An 18,064-nucleotide genomic window follows, 5' to 3' on the forward strand; every position below is an offset into this window, starting at 1 on the left:
CCATAGCCTGGGCTTGGTCTAGACCAAGCACGGCTCACCGAACACTCCCCACACGTTCCGAGGAGCGGCTACATGCGCACCAAGGCCAAGTTGTACGCGGCCGTACTGGGCCTCACCACCGCCGGCGCCTTCGTCCTGTCCACCGGCGGCGCCAGCAGCCACGGCTACACCGACCTGCCCATCAGCAGGCAACTGCTGTGCGCCAACGGCACGGTGCGGGGCTGCGGCGAGATCCAGTGGGAGCCGCAGAGCGTCGAGGGCCCCAAGGGCTTCCCGGCGGCGGGCCCGGCGGACGGGCAGCTCTGCTCCGGCGGCGAGACCCGGTTCGGCCAGCTCGACGGCGCCCGCACCCCGAAGGGCACCGCCTGGCCCACCACGAAGGTCACCGGCGGCCAGAGCTACACCTTCCGCTGGCAGTTCGAGGCGCGGCACGCGACGACCGACTTCCGGTACTACGTCACCAAGCAGGGCTGGAACGAGGACCACGCCCTGAGCCGCTCCGACCTGAACACGACGCCGTTCCTGACGGTCCCCTACGGCGGCAAGCAGCCGCCGGCCACCCTCAGCCACAGCGGCACCCTGCCGAGCGGGCTGAGCGGCCACCACGTCATCCTCGGCGTGTGGACCATCGCGGACACCGACAACGCGTTCTACGCCTGCTCGGACGTCACGTTCTGATCCCGGCCCGCACCTGTCCCTGACTCCCGGCGGAGGCCGGCGGCACCCGCCCGCCCGGCCTCCGCCGGGAGTCACGCGCCGGGTCCTAGCGACCGCGGGCCCGGCCGCCGGCCTCCAACGGCCGGGGACGCGGGCGGGGCCGGCCGGCGAGGCGCAGGGCGGTGACCATGAGCCACGCCGCCGACGCCGCCCACGCGAGCGGCCCGAGAGGGAGCAGCGCGGCGTCGAGCCGGTGTTCCGTGGCGAGTTGGGCGGTCGCGGCGGCGTACATGCCCGCGGGGAAGACGATGCACCACAGGGCCGGTTCGTAGGCGAGCGGCACGCGGTGGTGCCGATGGCGCCAGAGACCGGCGGCGAGCAGCGGCGGGATCAGGAGGGTCGCCCAGGTCCAGAGGGTGACGACCGTGCCGCCGAGGGGGCCGCGGGCCGGTTGTGGCAGCAGCTCTGCGCGGGCGAGGAGTTGGCCGCCGGCGAGGGTGCTGATAGCCGCGGCGCCCATGGTGATCCAGTAGCTGGGAGCGAGCCGGGCGGGCGGCGGCGGGTTCCGGCGCAGCCGCCGCAGTACGACGGTGAGCGTGCCCGCGTACAGCAGGACGCCGACGCCCCACAGCACGAGGGCCCCGGCGAGCACGAGGCGTGCCGGGCGCAGGCTGGTCAGGGCGATGACGACGGACTGGAGGCCGACGGTCGCCAGGAACCACGTGCCGTCGGCCAGGTGGAGCGTGGCCGGTGTCCGGGCCCGCCACAGCCGCACCGTCGCGCGGGCGAGCGCCGCCCATACGGTCACGGCGACGGTGAGCAGCGCGCAGCCCGCGATCCGGGCCGGGCCCGCGCCGAGCCGGGCGGCCAGGACACCGCTGGCGGCGACCAGGGTGTAGTGGCCGAACAACTGCGCGGGGTCGCGGAGTTCGGCGCGCAGCACGTCCCGGTGGCGGGCGGCTTTCACGGCGGTCGCGGTCAGCAGCGGCAGGTACAGGGCCGCCGCGACGCAGAACAGGACTCCGGACGCGGTGGGGGCGCCGGTCCGGTCCAGGGCCCGGGAGACGATGCCGGTGGCCATGACGGGCGCGAAGCACGCGGGAGGCAGGCCCCGGCACCGGTCGTCCAGTCGTATCCGCGTCAGCGGCGCGTGCCGCTCGTGCAGCCGGGTGCGCATCAGCGGCGCGTGAGCGTGCCCCGGGCCGGCCGGCGGCGGGTGTGGTCCGGGCCGGAGCCGGGCGCGGCCGGTGCCTGCCCGGTGCCGCGGGAGCGGTAGACGATGTAGGGGCGGGTCAGATAGCCCAGCGGCGCGGTGAAGGCGTGGACGAGACGGCTGAACGGCCACAGCGCGAACAGGGCCATCCCCAGCAGGGCGTGCACCTGGTAGGCGAGCGGCGCGTGGGCCATGGCGGGCACGTCGGGGTCGAGGGTGAACACCGAGCGGAACCACACCGAGACACCGCGGCGGTAGTCGTAGGGGTGGGGCTGGAGGGTGGTGGCCGTGGCGGCGAGTCCGGCCAGCAGGACGCAGCCGAGGAGCGGGTAGACGGCGCGGTCGCTGCGGCTGGTCGCGGCCCGGACGGCGGGCACACGCAGCCGCCGGTACAGCAGGACGGCCAGCCCGGCGAGGGTGGCCAGGCCCGCGGTGCCGCCGACCAGCAGGGCGTTGGCGTGGTAGAGCCACTCGTGGACGCGGACACGTTCGGTGAGCGGCTCGGGAACGAGCAGGCCGATGGCGTGGCCGGCCACGACGAAGACCAGTCCGTAGTGGAACAGCGGCCCGCCGATCGCGAGCAGCCGGTGTTCGTGGAGCTGGCTGGAGCGGCTGGTGAACCCGAACCGGTCGTAGCGGTAACGCCAGGCGGTGCCCGTGACCAGGACGGCGAGCACCAGATAGGGCAGGACGCCCCAGAGGGCGATGTGCAGGTGGTTCACCGGGAGGTCTCCTCCACGTGCGGGCTGTGGGGGGCGCGTTGCGGGTACGGCAGGAGGCCGACCGTTTCGACGGGCGGGCCGGTGCGGGCGAGCCGGAGGGCCGCCTCGCGGCTCGGCGGGCGGGGGCCGGGCAGGGAGCGGCAGACCGCCTCCAGGACGTCGGCGTACGGGCTGTGGTGCGCGGTGAGGGCGAAGCGCAGCAGTTCCAGGGCGGGCCGGTGCTCGGTCAGCAGCGCGGTCCCGGCGTCCGGGGTGCGGGCGGCGAACTCCAGCATCAGCGGCAGGAAGTCGGGCAGTTCGTCCTCGGCCGGCTGCCAGCCGTGCTCGCGGTACAGCGCCTTGAGGCCGGCCAGTGCGGTGCCGCGCCGGCGGGTGTCGCCGTCGGTGTAGTACGTCATATAGAGGCAGCGCCGGCGGCTGCGGTCGAAGGTGGCGACGTACCGGGCGGCCAGCGTCAGCGGCTCGGTCTCCCGGGCGTGGGCGCAGAAGCCCAGCAGGAGTCCGGTCTCCGCGCCGGGTACGGCTTCGAGCGCCGTGCGTACGGTGGGCAGTCGCCGGACCCAGTCCTGGTCGGGGTAGCCGAGCAGCAGGGAGGCGGCCTGGAGGACGACGGGGCGGCTCACCGGGTGCCGTCCGCGCCGCGCGGGAAGAGGCCGTCGGGGCGGCCCTTGCCGTTCCAGTTCAGCAGGTTGACCCTGCCGCGCAGGGAGGTCCCGGCGTGTTCGGGCTCGGCGGCGGGCGGGGCGTGGAAGGCGTCCGCGTCGTACATGCCGGCGCCCCCGGGGCCGTCCAGACCGCAGCCGGCGTCGAGGTCGTCGGCGGGTACGGTGCCGGTGTAGCTGGTGGGGATGACGTAGCGTTCGTCGTACTTGGCGAGCGCGAGCAGCCGGTACATGGCCTCGATGCCGTCGGCGTCCAGGCCGACGGCGCGGGCGATGGCCGGGTCCTGCTCCTCGCCGAGGTTGATCCGGCGCATGTGGGAGCGCATCGCGGCGAGCCGGCACAGCGCCGCCTCCACCGGGGCCGGGTCGCCGGCGGTGAACAGTTCGGCGAGGTAGGCGACGGGGATGCGCAGCGCGTCGATCGCGGCGAACAGCTTGGCCGGGTCCTCGCCGTCGTGCCCGGTTGCGGTGAGCGACTCCACGACCGGGGACAGCGGCGGGATGTACCAGACCATGGGCATGGTGCGGTACTCCGGGTGCAGGGGCAGGGCCACCTTGTAGGTGTTGATCAGGGCGTGCACGGGTGAGCGGCGGGCGGCGGTGATCCAGTCGTGCGGGATGCCGGCCGCCTCGGCGGCGCGCGCGACCCCGGGGTCGTGCGGATCGAGGAAGCAGCCCAACTGGGCTTCGTACAGGTCCTGTTCGTTTTCCGTGGCGGCGGCCTCGCCGACCTTGTCGGCGTCGTAGAGGATCACGCCGAGATAGCGCAGGCGGCCCACGCAGGTCTCGGAGCAGACGGTGGGCTGGCCCGCCTCGATGCGCGGGTAGCACAGGGTGCACTTCTCGGCCTTGCCGGTGGAGTGGTTGAAGTAGACCTTCTTGTAGGGGCAGCCGGACACGCACATGCGCCAGCCGCGGCAGCGGTCCTGGTCCACCAGGACGATGCCGTCCTCGACCCGCTTGTACAGGGCGCCGGAGGGGCACACGGCCACGCAGGACGGGTTGAGGCAGTGCTCGCAGATGCGGGGCAGGTAGAACATGAACGCCTGCTCGTACTCCAGGCGGACCTGCTCGTTCATCTTCTGCAGCACCGGGTCGCCGGCGAGGTGCGCGGGGCCGCCGCCGAGGTCGTCGTCCCAGTTCGGGCCCCAGCTGATCCGGGTGGGGCGGCCGTCGATCAGGGAGCGGGGCGGTGCGGTGGGCACGTCGTCGCCGAGCGGCGCGGAGATGAGGTTCTCGTAGTCGTAGGTCCACGGTTCGTAGTAGTCGGTCAGGGACGGCAGTTCGGGGTTGGCGAACAGGCGGGCCAGGCGGCGGGCCCGGCCGCCGCCGCGCGGCACCAGGCGTCCGTGCCTGAGCCGCCAGCCGCCCTTCCACGTGTCCTGGTCCTCGTAGCCGCGCGGGTAGCCCTGCCCGGGGCGGGTCTCGACGTTGTTGAACCACACGTATTCGGTGCCCGACCGGTTGGTCCAGGTCTGTTTGCAGGTGACCGAGCAGGTGTGGCAGCCGATGCACTTGTCGAGGTTCATCACCATCGCGACCTGTGCCATGACGCGCATGTCAGTACTCCACGTTCTGCGTGCGCCGCCGGATCACGGTGACCGCGTCGCGCTGGTTGCCGGTGGGGCCGTAGTAGTTGGGGGCGAAGGAGAGCTGGGCGTGGCCGCCGATGAGGTGGGTGGGCTTGATCAGCAGCCGGGTGAGGGCGTTGTGGACTCCGCCGCGGCGCCCGGTGGCCTCGGACAGGGGGACGTTCACCAGGCGTTCCTGGACGTGGTACATGAACACGGTGCCGGCCGGCATGCGGTGGGAGACGACCGCCCGGGCCACGACGACGCCGTTGGGGTTCTGGGCCTCGATCCAGTCGTTGTCCGCGACGCCGATCGCCTCGGCGTCCTGGACGCTGATCCAGATGACGGGGCCGCCGCGGGCGAGGGTCTGCATCAGCAGGTTCTCCTGGTACTCGGAGTGGATCGACCACTTCGAGTGCGGCGTCAGATAGCGGACCGTCACCGACCGGGTGCCGCCGTCGTCCGCTCGGGGCTGTTCGCCGAGGGCGGCGAGGTCCAACGGGGGCCGGTAGACGGGCAGTTGTTCGCCGTACTCGGCGATCCACGGGTGGTCGAGGTAGAACTGCTGCCGGCCGGTGAGGGTGTGCCAGGGTTTGGCGTGCTCGGTGTTGACGGTGAAGGGCGCGTAGCGGCGGTCCGCTCCCTCCTTGCCCGACCACTCGAAGCTGGCCCCGACCTGGACCGGGCGGGTCTGGGTGTCGGAGAAGGTGATGCGCCGCTCGGCCACCGACGCGGCCAGTTCCCCGAAGCCGCTCTGCTGCCCGCACCGTTCGGCGAGCCGCTCGAAACCCTCGGCGGCGAGGCGGCCGTTGGTGGTGCCGGACAGGGCGAGGATCGCCTCGCAGAGCTTGACGTCGGTGTCGAGCAGCGGCCGCCCGCGCACCGGTGCGGAGGTGGCGGTGCAGCACCGGGCGGCGAGCCAGCGGGCCTCGGGCCCGGGACGTACGGTCACCCCCTTGACCGTCATTCCTTCTTGCTCGGCCAGCGGTCCCAGGGCGGCGAGCTGGTCGCCGAGGGCGGTGTAGTCCCGCTTGACGAGGGTCAGGCGCGGGGCGGTGGGCCCGTCGGGCGGGGTCTCGCCGGGCGTGTCGTGCTGGAGGGCGGTGGCCACCAGGTCGTAGCCGATGTCCAGGCGTCCCCTGGCCAGGCGGCTGACCTCGGCGGCCAGGCCGTGGAAGATCTCGAAGTCGGTGCGGGCCTGCCAGGGCGGGTCGATCGCCGGGGAGAAGGCGTGCACGAACGGGTGCATGTCCGTGCTGGACAGGTCGTGCTTCTCGTACCAGGTCGCCGCGGGCAGGACCAGATCGGCGAACAGCGTGGTCGAGGTCATACGGAAGTCGAGGGCGAGCAGCAGGTCCAGCTTGCCGCGCGGCGCCTCCTCCCGCCAGGTCACGTCCCGGGGCCGGCACCCGGGCGGCGCCTCCTCGGCGCTCGCGTTGTCGGAGGCGCCCAGCAGGTGCCGCAGGAAGAACTCGTTGCCCTTGGCGGAGGAGCCGATCAGGTTGGCCCGCCACACGGTGAGCACCCGCGGCCAGTTGGCCGGGTCGTCGGGGTCCTCGCAGGCGTACGAGAGCCGGCCGGCGTCCCGTTCGGCGGCCACCCACGCCTCCGGGTCGGCGCCCGCTTCCCGGACGCGCCGTCCCAGGGCGAGCGGATTGGCGCCGAAGGTGGGGTACGACGGCATCCAGCCCTGGCGTGCGGAGCGGGCCACGAGGTCCGCGGTGTGCAGGCCCGTGAGGGCTCCGGGCCCGGCCGGCGCGGCCAGGGCGTCGGCGGTGAACTTCTCGTACCGCCATTGGCCGGTGTGCAGGTACCAGTACGGCGTGCCGGCCATCTGCCGTGACGGGCGCGCCCAGTCGGAGGCGGTGGCCAGCTGCTGCCAGCCCGCGTACGGCCGTACCTTCTCCTGGCCCACGTAGTGCGCCCAGCCGCCGCCGTTGACGCCCTGGCAGCCGGTGAGCAGCAGCAGCGACAGGAACGACCGGTAGATGGTGTCCGAGTGGAACCAGTGGTTGGTGCCCGCTCCCATCACGATCATGCAGCGGCCCCGGGTCTGCTCCGCGGTGCGGGCGAACTCCCGCGCCGCGCGCACCACGGCGCCGGCGGACACGGAGGTGATCGCCTCCTGCCAGGCCGGTGTGCACGGCACGGACGCGTCCTCGTACGAGGCGGGCCACTGTCCGTCGAGACCGTCGCGTCCCACCCCGTACTGGGCGAGCATCAGGTCGAAGACGGTGGTCACCAGGCGGCCGCCGACGCGCAGGGCCGGCACCGACCGGGTGAGGGAGGCGCCCGGCTCGTCGAAGCGGGGCAGCAGCACGCGCGCGGTGGTGGAGTCCGCCCGCCCGTAGCAGCTCAGCAGGGGCTTGATGCCGCCGAGGTCGAGGTTCCAGCGACCCTCGCCCGCCTTGCCCCAGCGGTCGCCCAGCGTGCCGTGGGGCACCGCCGGCCGCCCGGTCACCGTGTCGTACACGACGGGCATCCAGCGCCGCGCCGCCGCCTCGGCGCCCGGGGCGAGGTCCAGGTCGCGGGCGGTCACGAAGGCGCCCGGCGTGCGGCCCTGTGTCCCGTCACCGTCGAGGGCGATGAGGAAGGGCAGGTCGGTGAACCGCTGCGCGTAGTCCGTGAAGTACGGCACCTGGCGTTCCACGAAGCACTCGCGCAGGATCACGTGCCCCATCGCCATGGCCAGTGCGCCGTCCGTGCCCGGGTGGGGGTGCAGCCACTCGTCGGCGAACTTGGTGGCGTCCGCGTAGTCCGGCGAGACCACGACGACCTTCTGGCCGCGGTAGCGCGCCTCGGCCATCCAGTGGGCGTCCGGGGTCCGGGTGACCGGCACGTTGGAGCCCCACAGCATCAGATAGGCCGCGTCCCACCAGTCGCCCGACTCCGGTACGTCCGTCTGGTCGCCGAAGACCTGCGGCGAGGCGATCGGCAGATCCGCGTACCAGTCGTAGAACGACAGCATCGGCGCGCCGAGCAGCGCGTGGAACCGCGCCCCGACCGCGTGCGAGGCCATCGACATGGCCGGGATCGGGGAGAAGCCCGCGATCCGGTCCGGACCGTACTCCTGAAGGGTGTGCACATGGGCGGCGGCGGCGATCTCCAGGGCCTCTTCCCAGCCGATGCGGACCAGGCCGCCCTTGCCGCGCGCGGACTGGTAGCGGCGCCGCTTGGCGGGGTCGCCGGTGATCTCCGCCCAGGCCGCCACCGGGTCGCCGCCGAGGCGCCGCTTTGCGTCCCGGAACATTTCCACCAGCACACCGCGGGCGTGCGGATACTTCACCCGGGTCGGCGAGTACGTGTACCAGGAGAACGACGCCCCGCGCGGGCAGCCCCGCGGCTCGTAGTCGGGCCGGTCGGGGCCCGCCGAGGGATAGTCCGTCGCCTGTGTCTCCCAGGTGATCAGACCGTCCTTCACGTACACCTGCCAGGAGCACGATCCCGTGCAGTTCACCCCGTGGGTGGAGCGGACCACTTTGTCGTGCGCCCAGCGCTCGCGATAGGGCTGGTCATTGACCTGTTGGTCGGTGCGGAAGACGGCCCTCCGCTCGGGCGTGGTCGGCGCCCGCCGCAATAACTGCCCGGCCTCGAAAAGCCGTTCGGCCGCCTCCGCGGCGACCCGCGCCGCCTTCGCCTTGCCACGTCCCACGCCCTCGGACTCCCCTCGGGATCGGGCTGCCGGAGCCGGCGTACCGGCACGGGCCCTGTCGATGAACGTGGCCAGACTGCTCTTGTCCCGTCCGTGCCGCGCACCTCTTTTTCGCCATTTGGTTGTACTCAGAACTTGTTTTTCTTGCGCTTTGCAATGGCCGGTCCGCACATGCCGCTCCGATATCAAGGAGGCATGTCCGGCGGCTCCGCCGCGTATCTCTTTCACCGCGTCCGGCGCAGTCAGGGCGGCGTTTCCCGTGACGGAAGCCCCTGCGGTCCGCAGAGGGTGCGGCCGGGGAGTTCTCGGCGGTTTCCCAACGGTTTCCCAACAGTTCCCCGGCCGAAAGCGAATTTCGTCAATGGCATGCCCTATCGGTGAACTGGTGCCCGATTGCCGGGTCCCTCAAGTGCTGGCGCGATTCCGGTGCGGCCCTGGGATGTCAGGTGTCGCGCCTGTTCGGCGCGTTCACCGGCCAGCCCAGCGGGTTCGGTTCCACGTCGTCGCCCAGCGAGGCGGACGGTTCCTCACCCGCCTCGTTGAACGCGTTGAGGGCCTCGACCAGGGCCAGGCGCTGAGCCGGTCGGAGCCGTTCCACGATGGCCGCGATCTCGGCGCGCCGCCGGGCCGTCACGGTCTCCACCATGCGCCGCCCCTCCGCCGTGAGCCGCAACAGGGTCTCGCGGCGGTTGCCGGGATGGGGCCGGCGGTCCGCCAGCCCGGCGGTGATCAGCCGGTCCACCATGCGCATCGCCGTCGAGGGGGCGACCTGGAGCAGCTCGGCCAGCGACACCAGCTTGGTGGCACCCCGGCTGGACAGGACGGCCAGCATGCGGAACTGCGGCAGCGTGACCCGCTCCTCGACCTCGGCGAGCGATCTGGCGGAGACCGTCACCAGCAGCCGCGAGGCCGTCAGCACGGCCCGGGTGACCGCGTCGACATCGTCCAGGTCCCCGGCAGGGGGCTCGATCTCCGCCATGGCCTCCTCCCAGCGCGTCGGGCCCGTGCGCTCCTCCGCACCCCCTTCTTCAGCGTAGGCAAGGATCCCGCCTCCGGCAGGCGCTCGGGCCCTCGGGCCGGTGGCCCCGGGGCCCGGCCGCGAGGCACCCCGGCGGCGCCGAGAAATCCGAGATTTTGCACTGTGCCAATGAATCGGATGCGCGTACCGGGATACGCAAAAGGGGACGAAACACCCGGACGGAAGGGAGGTGGCCCCTCGTGGCCATGCACTCTCGCATCGAGGAACACCCCGACCTCATGGCAATGCGGGCCCACTACGCGGAGGTGTCCGCGCGGCCCCAGCTGCAAGCGGCGGAGGGCCTGACCCTGCTGACCGGCCTGTACATGGCGATCTCGCCCTGGGTGGTCGGTTTCAACGGCAGTCGCCTCGCGGTCAGCAACCTGGTCACCGGCATCACCCTGGCGATACTCGCGCTGGCGTTCGGCTCGGTGTACGAGCGCACCTTCGGTATGGGCTGGGTCGCGGCGGCCATCGGCGCGTGGACCATCGTCAGCCCGTGGGCCGTACGGAACGCGGCGCCGACGACCGGCACGATCGTGAGCAACATCATCACGGGCGTCATCGCGCTGCTCCTGGGGCTGGCGACCATCGCAATGGCCTCGCGGCGCCGCCACCGCCGTACCTGACACCGGCGACCGGCCGGCCGACGCGCCGCAAGGGCCGCGTGCGCCTGTACCGCGTGCGGGTGCTCGTGCTCCGGTGACGTCGGCCGGCCGCTCCGTCTGCGCGGCCCCGGAACCCGTCAGTGGTCGTCGTCGCCGGAGGGCTTCTCCTGCGGGGGTTCCGGCGGCGGTTCGAAGTGGACCTGGACCTTCTGGAAGCCTTTGAACGCCTCGGTGGCCGCGTACGACTGGTAGGCACGGCGGTCCGCCGGGCTGAGCCGCACCCGGTCCGTGAACGGGGTCAGCAGACTGCGCGGCCACAGCCGCATCACCCGTACGGCCCCCACCTCGGCCGCCATGACGAAGATCAGCGCACCCGCGTAGAGCCAGGCGAGCAGGCCCAGGACGATGCCGAACATGCCGTAGGTGGCCGTGGCGCCGCGCAGGACGTGGCTCACGTAATAGGAGCCGCCCCACTGCAGCGCCTGCCACGCGCAGGCGGCACCCAGCCCGGCGCCCGCCAGCCGGCGCAGCGGCAGGACCCGGTGGGTGAGCAGCCGGTAGCTGAGCAGCAGCAGACCGGTGTTCAGGAGCACGGAGCCCGCGGTGGCGGCGATCCACGTTCCGCCCCGCAGCCGCACGCCGAAGACGTACGTCGCCGAGGCCGCCACGGACAGCATGGTCAACGCGCACAGGCCGAGGGCCAGCAGCAGCAGGAAGAGCAGGCCCTTCAGCCGGGACTGGAGCGGGTCGGGGCGGGCGTGCCGCGGGACGGCCCAGATCTTGTTCAGGGCGTACTGCGCGGCCTGCGCCACTCCCAGGGAGCCGTAGAGGCTGCCGGCGATGCCGATGGCCAGTGCGGCTCCGTTGCTGTGGAAGGAGTGGATGTTCTCGCCGATCTGGTCGCCGATGACCGGGAACTCGCTCAGGGCGGAGTCCAGGACGCGGTGCCGCAGCGCGGGATCGTCGCTGAGGAAGGCGCTCAGCACGGCGACCAGGATGAGCAGCAGCGGGAACAGCGAGATGAAGCCGTAGTAGGTGAGGAGGGCGGCGAGGTACAGCGCCTGGTCGTCGTAGAACTTGTAGACGACGGCGAGCGGCAGGCCCACCCAGCGGTGGCGTCGCTGGTAGGCGTCCAGGCGGGCGAGAAAGGTCATGCGGCCCGCCTTGGCGGCCGGCCACGTGCTGCACCGGCCCGCGCGGGGGGCACAGCGCGCGGGCCGGTGCGCGTCCGGTCCGGCTTCCGCCGTGTCGCGTTCCTCGTCCTCATCGCATCTCGCCACCGCACTGCTCGGGAAGGTCCGGCCGGGTCCGGGCCTGCCGGCCCGGGAGCCGTCATCCGGCCATGGACCCGGTCGGTGACGAACCGGCGCGCTGTACGCCATCAAGAGTCACCGTCCGCCTCGTTCCGAAACGGGGGGCGGACCGGTCTCGGAGGCATCGCGGGTATCGAGGGCCTCGGGTGCTTCCGGAGCTTGGACGGCCTCGGGTGCTTCCGGAGCTTGGAGGGCTTCGGGGGCTCGCGTCGGCGTCAGGAGCTACCGGGGTGGCGGGAGGCTTCGGCAGGCCGGTGCTTCACCAGCCACAGGCCGTCCACCGGTCCTGCTCGGCTCCCGCCATCAGGGTGCGGACCGTCTCCAGCAGGGCGAAGAGGACCGGGCGGTCCCGGCCGGTGGGCATCCAGGCGAGTACGGCCGTGGACCGCGGCGCGTCGGCCACGTCTAGGTAGGCGACTCCCGGACGCGGGTACAGGCGGCGGGCGGCGGCCGGCAGGAAGCTGATGGCCTGCCCGCGCGCGACGATGTGCAGCAGGCCCTCGATGTCCGCGGCCACGGGGCCGAACCGCACGGGTGAACCGTCCGGACGCGGATTGACGGCCCAGTCGTCCCACCAGTCGCGCGGTGCCTGCGCCGGCATGTCCACCACCAGGTGGTCCGCGAGATCCAGGAGGGTGACCGGCCGCTCGGCGGCGAGGGCGGCCAGCCGGTCCGTCGCGGGCAGGCAGGCGACCCGGGGTTCGGTGGCCAGCGGGATCGTCCGCAGCGCGGACGGCAGCGGGAGCCTGAGCAGCGCCGCGTGCACCTCGCCGTTGGCCAGTGCCTCGACCTGGTTGCCGAAGGACAGTGCGCGCAGTTCGACCGTGATGCGGGGCCGGCGCCGGTGCAGTTCGACGAGGATGGCGTGGGTGTAGGGCATCGCCGCCTCACCGGCGATGAAGCCGAGGACGAGCCGGCCGCGCACCTGCCGGGAGTGCTCGGTGGCACTGCCCCGCAGCCGGGCCATGGCCGCCAGCACGTCGCGGACCTCGGGGACGAGCGCCCGCCCCGCCTCGGTCAGGGACACCGACCGGCTGGTCCGGTCGAGCAGGGGCACACCCAGGCGGTGTTCCAGCAGGCGGATCTGTCTGCTGAGGGCGGGCTGTGTCATGAATATCCGCGCCGCCGCCCGCCCGAAGTGCAGTTCCTGCGCCAGGGTGAGGAACAGGCGCAGTTGGCGGGTGCTGGGATCGCGGTCCCCGGGGCCGTCCGCTTTCGCCTCCGCCGCCGACGGGTCTCCGTCCGGAACGCCTTGCATGGAACGAAGCGTATCGATCGGGCGGGAAGAGCGAGGAAAGAACCGTTCTCGTCGCATACGGGTGCTGTGCGGGGTACGGATGTGGGCGCCGTGGCCCGGCCTGGGCGGTCCGGGAGGCAGGGGCGCGGTCCGGGAGGCAGGGTCGCGGCCCGGGTCGCGGTCGACCGTGCCGACGCGGGCAGCAGCATCGGCGACGACGAGGCGGGTCTCCTCCGGCGCCTCCGCGACGTGCGGACGCACGGATCGCGGTGGGCGCCCCGGAGGGAGACCTCGCCGCTCGACACGCACGGCCTGGCCGCCGCCGGTATGCTGTACGGCCGTTCCGCCCGGTCGGCTCCCGGCGGAACGGCGATGACCCTGCCCGGTCACTGGTTTCCGGCGAGGCGGCGCTGTTCGAGGTAGATGCCGGTGAAGACCGCGACCTTGGCGCGCAGGACCCAGGGGTCGAACGGCTTGCTGATGTAGTCGACCGCACCGGCGGCGTAGCCACGGGCGGAGTGTTCCGGGTCGGTGCCCATGGCGGTGAGGAAGATGATGGGCACATCACGGGTGCGCGGGCGGCGCTTGATGTGGGCCGCGGTCTCGTAGCCGTCCATGTCCGGCATCTGGATGTCCATGATGATCACGGCGAAGTCGTCGTGGTCCAGCAGGGCTTTGAGGGCTTCGCGGCCGGAGGAGACGGCGACCAGGTCCTGGTCGAGGGTGGACAGGACGGCGGTCATCGCCAGCAGGTTGTCCGGCTGGTCGTCCACGACGAGGATCCTGGGCATGGCCTGCGGGACCACCGGTGCCACCGCGGCGACGGGCTTCACCTGCTCGACCACCTCCAACTGCCGTTCCAGCAGGGTGCAGCGCTGCTCGGCGTCGTCGCGCTGTTTGCACGCCTCCTGTAACTGGGCGGACAGACGGGTCACGTCGTCCAGCAGCCGGTCCCGTTCGTGCAGCAGGTCGGTGACGTCGGGGCTGGCCGCGGCCAGGCGTTCGGCCCGTTCGCGCTCCGCGTTCCATGCCGCTTCGAGTTGGCTGAGCCGCACCTCCAGGTCGGCGATGCGGTGCTTGCGGTCCAGCAGCGCGTCGCTCAGCGCGTCGCCGCGGGCGGTGGAGCGGCGGGAGACCCGGTCGGCCTCGGCGAGCTGCTGCTCCAGCACTTCCACCGCGTGCCGGGGCGCGGCGCTGGTCTCGACGGCCGCCCGGTGCAGCCGGTGCACGAGTTCGATGGCGTCCGGGGTGGCGGCCATGCCGCGGTCTTCGGCCACATCGGTGAACAGGTCCATCACCACTTCCCAGGGCGGCACCCGGGTGCCGTTCAGATAGCGGGAGAGCGTGCCGGCGTCGCGCATCCGGCGGGCCGCGTAGCGGCGGACCGACACGTTCAGTCCCGCGAACAGCTCCCGCAGGGCCATGGCCAGCGCACGGGATTCCGGTCTCAAGTCCTCGGCGAGGGGACGCAGTTCACCCACGGACGCTCCCGCCCTTCGCACCGGCCCCGCGCACGGAGGCGCCGCCGTGGCCCGGCTCCGGCGCGACCGCCTGGTTGAACACCGGCACGGCGCCGCCCGCGGCGGTGAGTCCGGCGAGCAGGCCGCCCGCCGTTCCGCTCCCGGCCAGCACCGACAGCAGGCCGGCGCACGCACCGGCCAGCGCCGCCAGCAACAGCACCAATGCCGCCCGCACCGAGACCAGCGAACGATCCATCACACCCTGTCCTTCCTCGCCCCGCCGGACACCGGCCGGGACAGCGCGCCCCCGGTGGGCCCGCCTCGCGACAAGGCACACAATGACGCCAGAGGAATCCGTTGCGCCGGGCAACCTCCAAATCGGCAACGGATCAGGGCTGTTGCCACCCACGCGGGGCCTTGGCAACGCGCCCGGACCGCAGGTGGGGACCTCGCGGCCGGCACCTGTTGCCGCCGGCGCCCGCGTCCGTCACGACGGAAGCCGCAACGGTGCGGGACGAGGGGTGCGGCAACGCGGGGCGGAGTTCAGCGGCCGGTGAAGACGGCGTCGCGGCGCTCCACGAAGGACGCCACGCCTTCCGCGCCGTCGGCCGTGGCGAGGAGACGGGCGATGGCGGGACGCATTTCGGCGATGGCCGCCGCGTCACCGTGCTCGCGGGCCCGGTGCGCGGAGGCGAGCGTGGCACGCACACCGAGCGGCGCGCAGCGGTCGGCGACGACGTGCGCGATCTCCTTGGCCCGCCCCAGGGCCGCTGCGCCGTCGTCGAGGAGTTCCTGCACCAGCCCGATGCGGTGGGCCTCGGCGGCGTCGAACTCCTCGCCGGTGAGGAGCCAGCGCATCGCGTTGCCCCAGCCGGCCTGCCGGGGGAACCGGAAGGTGGCCCCGCCGAAGGGGTAGATGCCGCGCCGGATCTCGAACTGCGCGAACCGCGCGTCCCGGGCCGCGACCCGGATGTCGGCGGCCAGCAGCAGTTCGATGCCCAGGGTCATCACCCAGCCCTGGGCGGCGGCCACGACCGGCTTCGTCCATGGCCCGTCCAGCCGCCACGGATCGCGCCCGCCCTCGGCGAACAGTTCCCCGCCGGCCGCCAGGTCGCCACCGACGTCGGCCAGGTCGAGTCCGCCGGTGAAGTGGTCGCCGTGGGCGAACAGCACCCCGCACCACAGCTCGTCGTCGCGCTCCAGCAACCCGTAGGCCTGCGACAGCTCCGTGAGCATCTCCTTGGTGAAGGCGTTGCGCTTGGCGGGCCGGTTCAGCCCCATGAGCAGCACATGTCCGTCCCGTTCGACCGTGACGGTGGGCGCGTCCGCTGGCATACCCATCACTCCTCCTGAGTTGCATGATGAGACCCACGGGACGCTAGCGTCGGCGGCCTCGCACGGCAAGTACGTCTCATGATGAGACTGATACGGTAGAGGCCATGAGACGGATCTCGTTCGACGGCTGGCCGTGTTCGATAGCCCGCACGGTGGACGTCCTCGGCGACGGCTGGACCCTGCTCGTCCTGCGCGAGGTCTTCTACGGCGAGTCCCGCTTCGACGGCTTCATCAGCACGCTCGGCATCGCCCGCAACACCCTCGCCGACCGGCTGCGCCGCCTGGAGGACGCCGGCATCCTGCGCCGCAGCGCCTACCAGAGCGATCCGGTACGCCACGAGTATCTGCTCACCGACAAGGGCCGCGACTTCTTCGGCGTCCTGGCCGCCATCAACGCCTGGGGCGACCGCTGGCTCGCCGACGACGACGGCGTGCCGGTCACCGTGCACCACACCTCCTGCGGACACGACACCCGGGCCGAGGTCGTCTGCGCCGCCTGCGGCAAGCCCCTGCACTCCGAGGACGTGACCCTGCGCACCGGCCCCGGCTACCCCGCCCGGCTCCTCGCCGACCCGGCCGTACGGACCCGCTTCGGAGCCGGCCGGCCGGTGGACGCCACATCCGGTGGCAGCGCGTCCTGACGTGCCTCGGCGAGCCGGTCAGCGGACGGGGCGGCCGGAGTCGGATCGTTCCGGCCGAACCCTGCCGCCCGCGGAACGCGTGACGCGTGCGTCGGGGCCGGCGGGAGCGGTGCCCGCCGGCCCCGGCTGCCGGTGACCGGTCAACTGATCGTGCAAGCAGTGCCGTTGAGGGTGAACGCCGTCGGGGCGGGGTTGGCCGTGAGCTTGGTGCCGGTGAAACCGAGCGTGACCGAGCCGTTGACCGGGACCGACGAGGTGTACGAAGCGGCGGCGACCGTCACCGCGGAGCCGTTCTGGGCCGGGGTGCCGCCCCACATGTTGCTGATGGTCTGTCCGGCCGGGAAGGCGAAGCCCAGGGTCCAGCCGCTGAGGGCGGTGGTGCCGGTGTTGCGGAGGGTGATCTCACCCTGGAAACCGCCGGGCCATTCGCCGACGACGCGGTAGCCCACGGAGCAGCCGGCTCCGGGACCGCCGCCGCCCTTCCCGGTCCTGACGGTGACCGTCGCCGACCGCGGCGAGCGGTTGCCGGCCGCGTCCTTGGCGTAGACGGCGAAGGTGTACGAGGTGTCCGCGGTCAGGGCCGGGACGGTGACCGTGGTGGTCGTGGAGGAGGCGACCGTGGTCTCCGTGGTGCCGTCGACACGGACCGCCTCGTAGCCGGTGACACCGACGTCGTCGGTGGCGGCGGGCCAGGTCAGCGTGACGGAGGTGGGTGAGACGCCCGAGGCGGTGGGAGTGCCCGGTGCGGTCGGAGCCCGGGTGTCGGGGGCGGCGCCGCCGAAGACGGTCGCCTCGCGCGCGGTCTGGGCGATGCCGTTGGCGCCGTGGAAGATCCGCTGCCCCCAGGAGCTGAGCCGCGCCGGGTCGAAGTCGATGGCGAGGTCGAGGGCCGGGTCGGTGTTGCCGCTCCAGGACCAGGCCAGGTAGCCGAGGCGGAGCCGCTCGGCGGCGGCCATCATGGTGTCCTCGTCGGGGTCGCCCCACTGGTCGGCGGGACCGCCGAACTCGCCTATGACGAGCGGCAGTCCGGCGCCGACGAAGGCGTCGAGGTAGTCGGTGATCTCCTTCGCGGTGTCGAAGACGCTGTACATGTGGATGGAGAACAGGAGGTTGCCGGTGGTGTCGGCGTCGTAGACCGTCCGGGCGTTGGCCCGCATGACGCCCTGCGAGTCCTGGCCCCAGTTGGGCGCGTCCACCATGATCGTGTGCCGGAGGCCGGCCGCGCGCAGCTTCTTGACCGCGGCGATGGTGGGCGCGGTCCAGCCGGCCGGATCGGTGTTGCCCCAGGGCTCGTTGCCGATGTTGACGATGACGTAGTCCTCTTCGCCGGCCAGGACGTCCTTGAGGCTGATCCAGTAGTCGGCGGCGTGGTCGAGCGTGCCGGCGGCGGTGTCCTCGCCGTAGCCGGTGGTGTCGTGCACCTCCAGTACGCAGATCAGCCGGTTGGCCTTGCAGTCGTGGACGACGGCCGCCACGTCCTCCGCGCTGTTGCGGGACCAGCGGTAGCCGTCGGAGAGGACCACGCGCACGGTGTTGGCGCCGAGCGCCTTGATGTCGGCCAGCGACCGGGTCCGGTCCGGGTACCAGGTGTGGGCGTGGTTGACGCCGCGCATCACGAAGTCGTTGCCGTTGCCTTCGAGGAGGCGGCCGTCGCTGATGTGCAGTCCCGTAGCGGCGGCGGCCGGCCGCGCGGCGGCGCGGGCCGGGGCCGGGGACAGGGCGAGCAGGCCCAGCACGGTGACCAGGGCGGCCAGCAGGGCGGCGACGGGGTTCTTCAGGGGCGTACTTCTCGTGGTTCTCACTGCGACTCCAGGGCGTGAGGCGAGGAAGCCGGTCCGAATGAGTGTGGGAGCGCTCCCATAGAGCCAGGTATGCCAGGTGCACGTCAAGGTGCGGGACGGGATGCGTCGGAGGAACCACCCCGGCGGACCCGGGACCGACCCCCCGAGGCGGCTCGATTCACCGCGCGTAGGGC

Annotated in this window: 15 protein-coding genes; 3 read left to right on the top strand and 12 right to left on the bottom strand. The window is 72.6% G+C overall.

Annotated features, from left to right (window positions below; genetic code table 11):
• The first annotated feature begins 72 nt into the window (after nt 1-72).
• A complete protein-coding gene (locus ACZ4SV_RS28265; RefSeq protein WP_468007472.1) occupies nt 73-678 on the top strand; it encodes a lytic polysaccharide monooxygenase auxiliary activity family 9 protein in 606 nt (201 codons plus the stop codon).
• 85 nt (nt 679-763) lie between these two features.
• Here ACZ4SV_RS28265 and ACZ4SV_RS28270 read toward each other — a convergent pair whose 3' ends face one another.
• The 6 genes from ACZ4SV_RS28270 to ACZ4SV_RS28295 all read right to left on the bottom strand — a co-directional run bounded on the left by ACZ4SV_RS28270 (nt 764) and on the right by ACZ4SV_RS28295 (nt 9,456).
• On the bottom strand, nt 764-1,834 hold the full coding sequence (locus ACZ4SV_RS28270; RefSeq protein WP_468007474.1) for a tellurite resistance/C4-dicarboxylate transporter family protein: 1,071 nt from the start codon (nt 1,832-1,834) through the stop codon (nt 764-766).
• Entirely contained in the window at nt 1,834-2,592 is a 759-nt protein-coding gene (gene narI / locus ACZ4SV_RS28275; RefSeq protein ID WP_468007476.1) for a respiratory nitrate reductase subunit gamma, read from the bottom strand. Before narI ends, ACZ4SV_RS28270 begins: the two co-directional genes overlap by 1 nt.
• On the bottom strand, nt 2,589-3,215 hold the full coding sequence (gene narJ, locus ACZ4SV_RS28280; RefSeq protein ID WP_365882681.1) for a nitrate reductase molybdenum cofactor assembly chaperone: 627 nt from the start codon (nt 3,213-3,215) through the stop codon (nt 2,589-2,591). The genes narI and narJ overlap by 4 nt, the downstream gene beginning before the upstream one ends.
• Nucleotides 3,212-4,813 (bottom strand): nitrate reductase subunit beta, encoded by a 1,602-nt coding sequence (gene narH, locus ACZ4SV_RS28285; RefSeq protein WP_468007478.1) that lies wholly within the window; start codon nt 4,811-4,813, stop codon nt 3,212-3,214. The genes narJ and narH overlap by 4 nt, the downstream gene beginning before the upstream one ends.
• A 1-nt stretch (nt 4,814) precedes the next feature.
• On the bottom strand, nt 4,815-8,477 hold the full coding sequence (locus ACZ4SV_RS28290; RefSeq protein ID WP_468007480.1) for a nitrate reductase subunit alpha: 3,663 nt from the start codon (nt 8,475-8,477) through the stop codon (nt 4,815-4,817).
• 442 nt (nt 8,478-8,919) lie between these two features.
• Nucleotides 8,920-9,456: a MarR family winged helix-turn-helix transcriptional regulator gene (locus ACZ4SV_RS28295; RefSeq protein WP_468007482.1), complete on the bottom strand. Its 537-nt coding sequence runs from the start codon at nt 9,454-9,456 to the stop codon at nt 8,920-8,922.
• Between the two features lie 245 nt (nt 9,457-9,701).
• On the opposite strand from ACZ4SV_RS28295, the gene ACZ4SV_RS28300 reads away from it, so the two are divergent.
• The gene (locus tag ACZ4SV_RS28300) at nt 9,702-10,124 is read left to right on the top strand and encodes an SPW repeat protein (RefSeq protein WP_365883968.1); all 423 of its coding nucleotides are present in this window, start codon (nt 9,702-9,704) and stop codon (nt 10,122-10,124) included.
• Nucleotides 10,125-10,240: 116 nt separating this feature from the next.
• Here ACZ4SV_RS28300 and ACZ4SV_RS28305 read toward each other — a convergent pair whose 3' ends face one another.
• From ACZ4SV_RS28305 to ACZ4SV_RS28325, 5 genes are all read right to left on the bottom strand, one after another.
• Nucleotides 10,241-11,257 carry a YihY/virulence factor BrkB family protein gene (locus ACZ4SV_RS28305; RefSeq protein ID WP_468007484.1) on the bottom strand — a complete coding sequence of 339 codons (1,017 nt, stop codon included), beginning with the start codon at nt 11,255-11,257 and terminating at the stop codon, nt 10,241-10,243.
• A gap of 418 nt (nt 11,258-11,675) precedes the next feature.
• Entirely contained in the window at nt 11,676-12,674 is a 999-nt protein-coding gene (locus ACZ4SV_RS28310; RefSeq protein ID WP_468007486.1) for a LysR family transcriptional regulator, read from the bottom strand.
• A gap of 365 nt (nt 12,675-13,039) precedes the next feature.
• Entirely contained in the window at nt 13,040-14,134 is a 1,095-nt protein-coding gene (locus ACZ4SV_RS28315; protein WP_365880674.1) for a response regulator, read from the bottom strand.
• Nucleotides 14,127-14,369, bottom strand: a complete 243-nt coding sequence (locus ACZ4SV_RS28320) for a hypothetical protein (RefSeq protein WP_365880676.1) — start codon at nt 14,367-14,369, stop codon at nt 14,127-14,129. The genes ACZ4SV_RS28315 and ACZ4SV_RS28320 overlap by 8 nt, the downstream gene beginning before the upstream one ends.
• Nucleotides 14,370-14,656: 287 nt before the next feature.
• Nucleotides 14,657-15,454 carry a crotonase/enoyl-CoA hydratase family protein gene (locus ACZ4SV_RS28325; RefSeq protein WP_468007488.1) on the bottom strand — a complete coding sequence of 266 codons (798 nt, stop codon included), beginning with the start codon at nt 15,452-15,454 and terminating at the stop codon, nt 14,657-14,659.
• A gap of 98 nt (nt 15,455-15,552) precedes the next feature.
• Between ACZ4SV_RS28325 and ACZ4SV_RS28330 the strand changes: the two genes are divergently transcribed.
• Nucleotides 15,553-16,089 (top strand): winged helix-turn-helix transcriptional regulator, encoded by a 537-nt coding sequence (locus ACZ4SV_RS28330; protein ID WP_365880680.1) that lies wholly within the window; start codon nt 15,553-15,555, stop codon nt 16,087-16,089.
• A 140-nt stretch (nt 16,090-16,229) separates the two neighbouring features.
• Here the strand turns inward: ACZ4SV_RS28330 and ACZ4SV_RS28335 are convergent, their stop codons facing one another.
• Nucleotides 16,230-17,891, bottom strand: coding sequence for a cellulase family glycosylhydrolase (locus ACZ4SV_RS28335; protein WP_468007490.1), 1,662 nt, complete (start codon nt 17,889-17,891; stop codon nt 16,230-16,232).
• Between the last annotated feature and the right edge of the window lie 173 nt (nt 17,892-18,064).

This window comes from Streptomyces sp. NPDC027672, assembly GCF_055566335.1.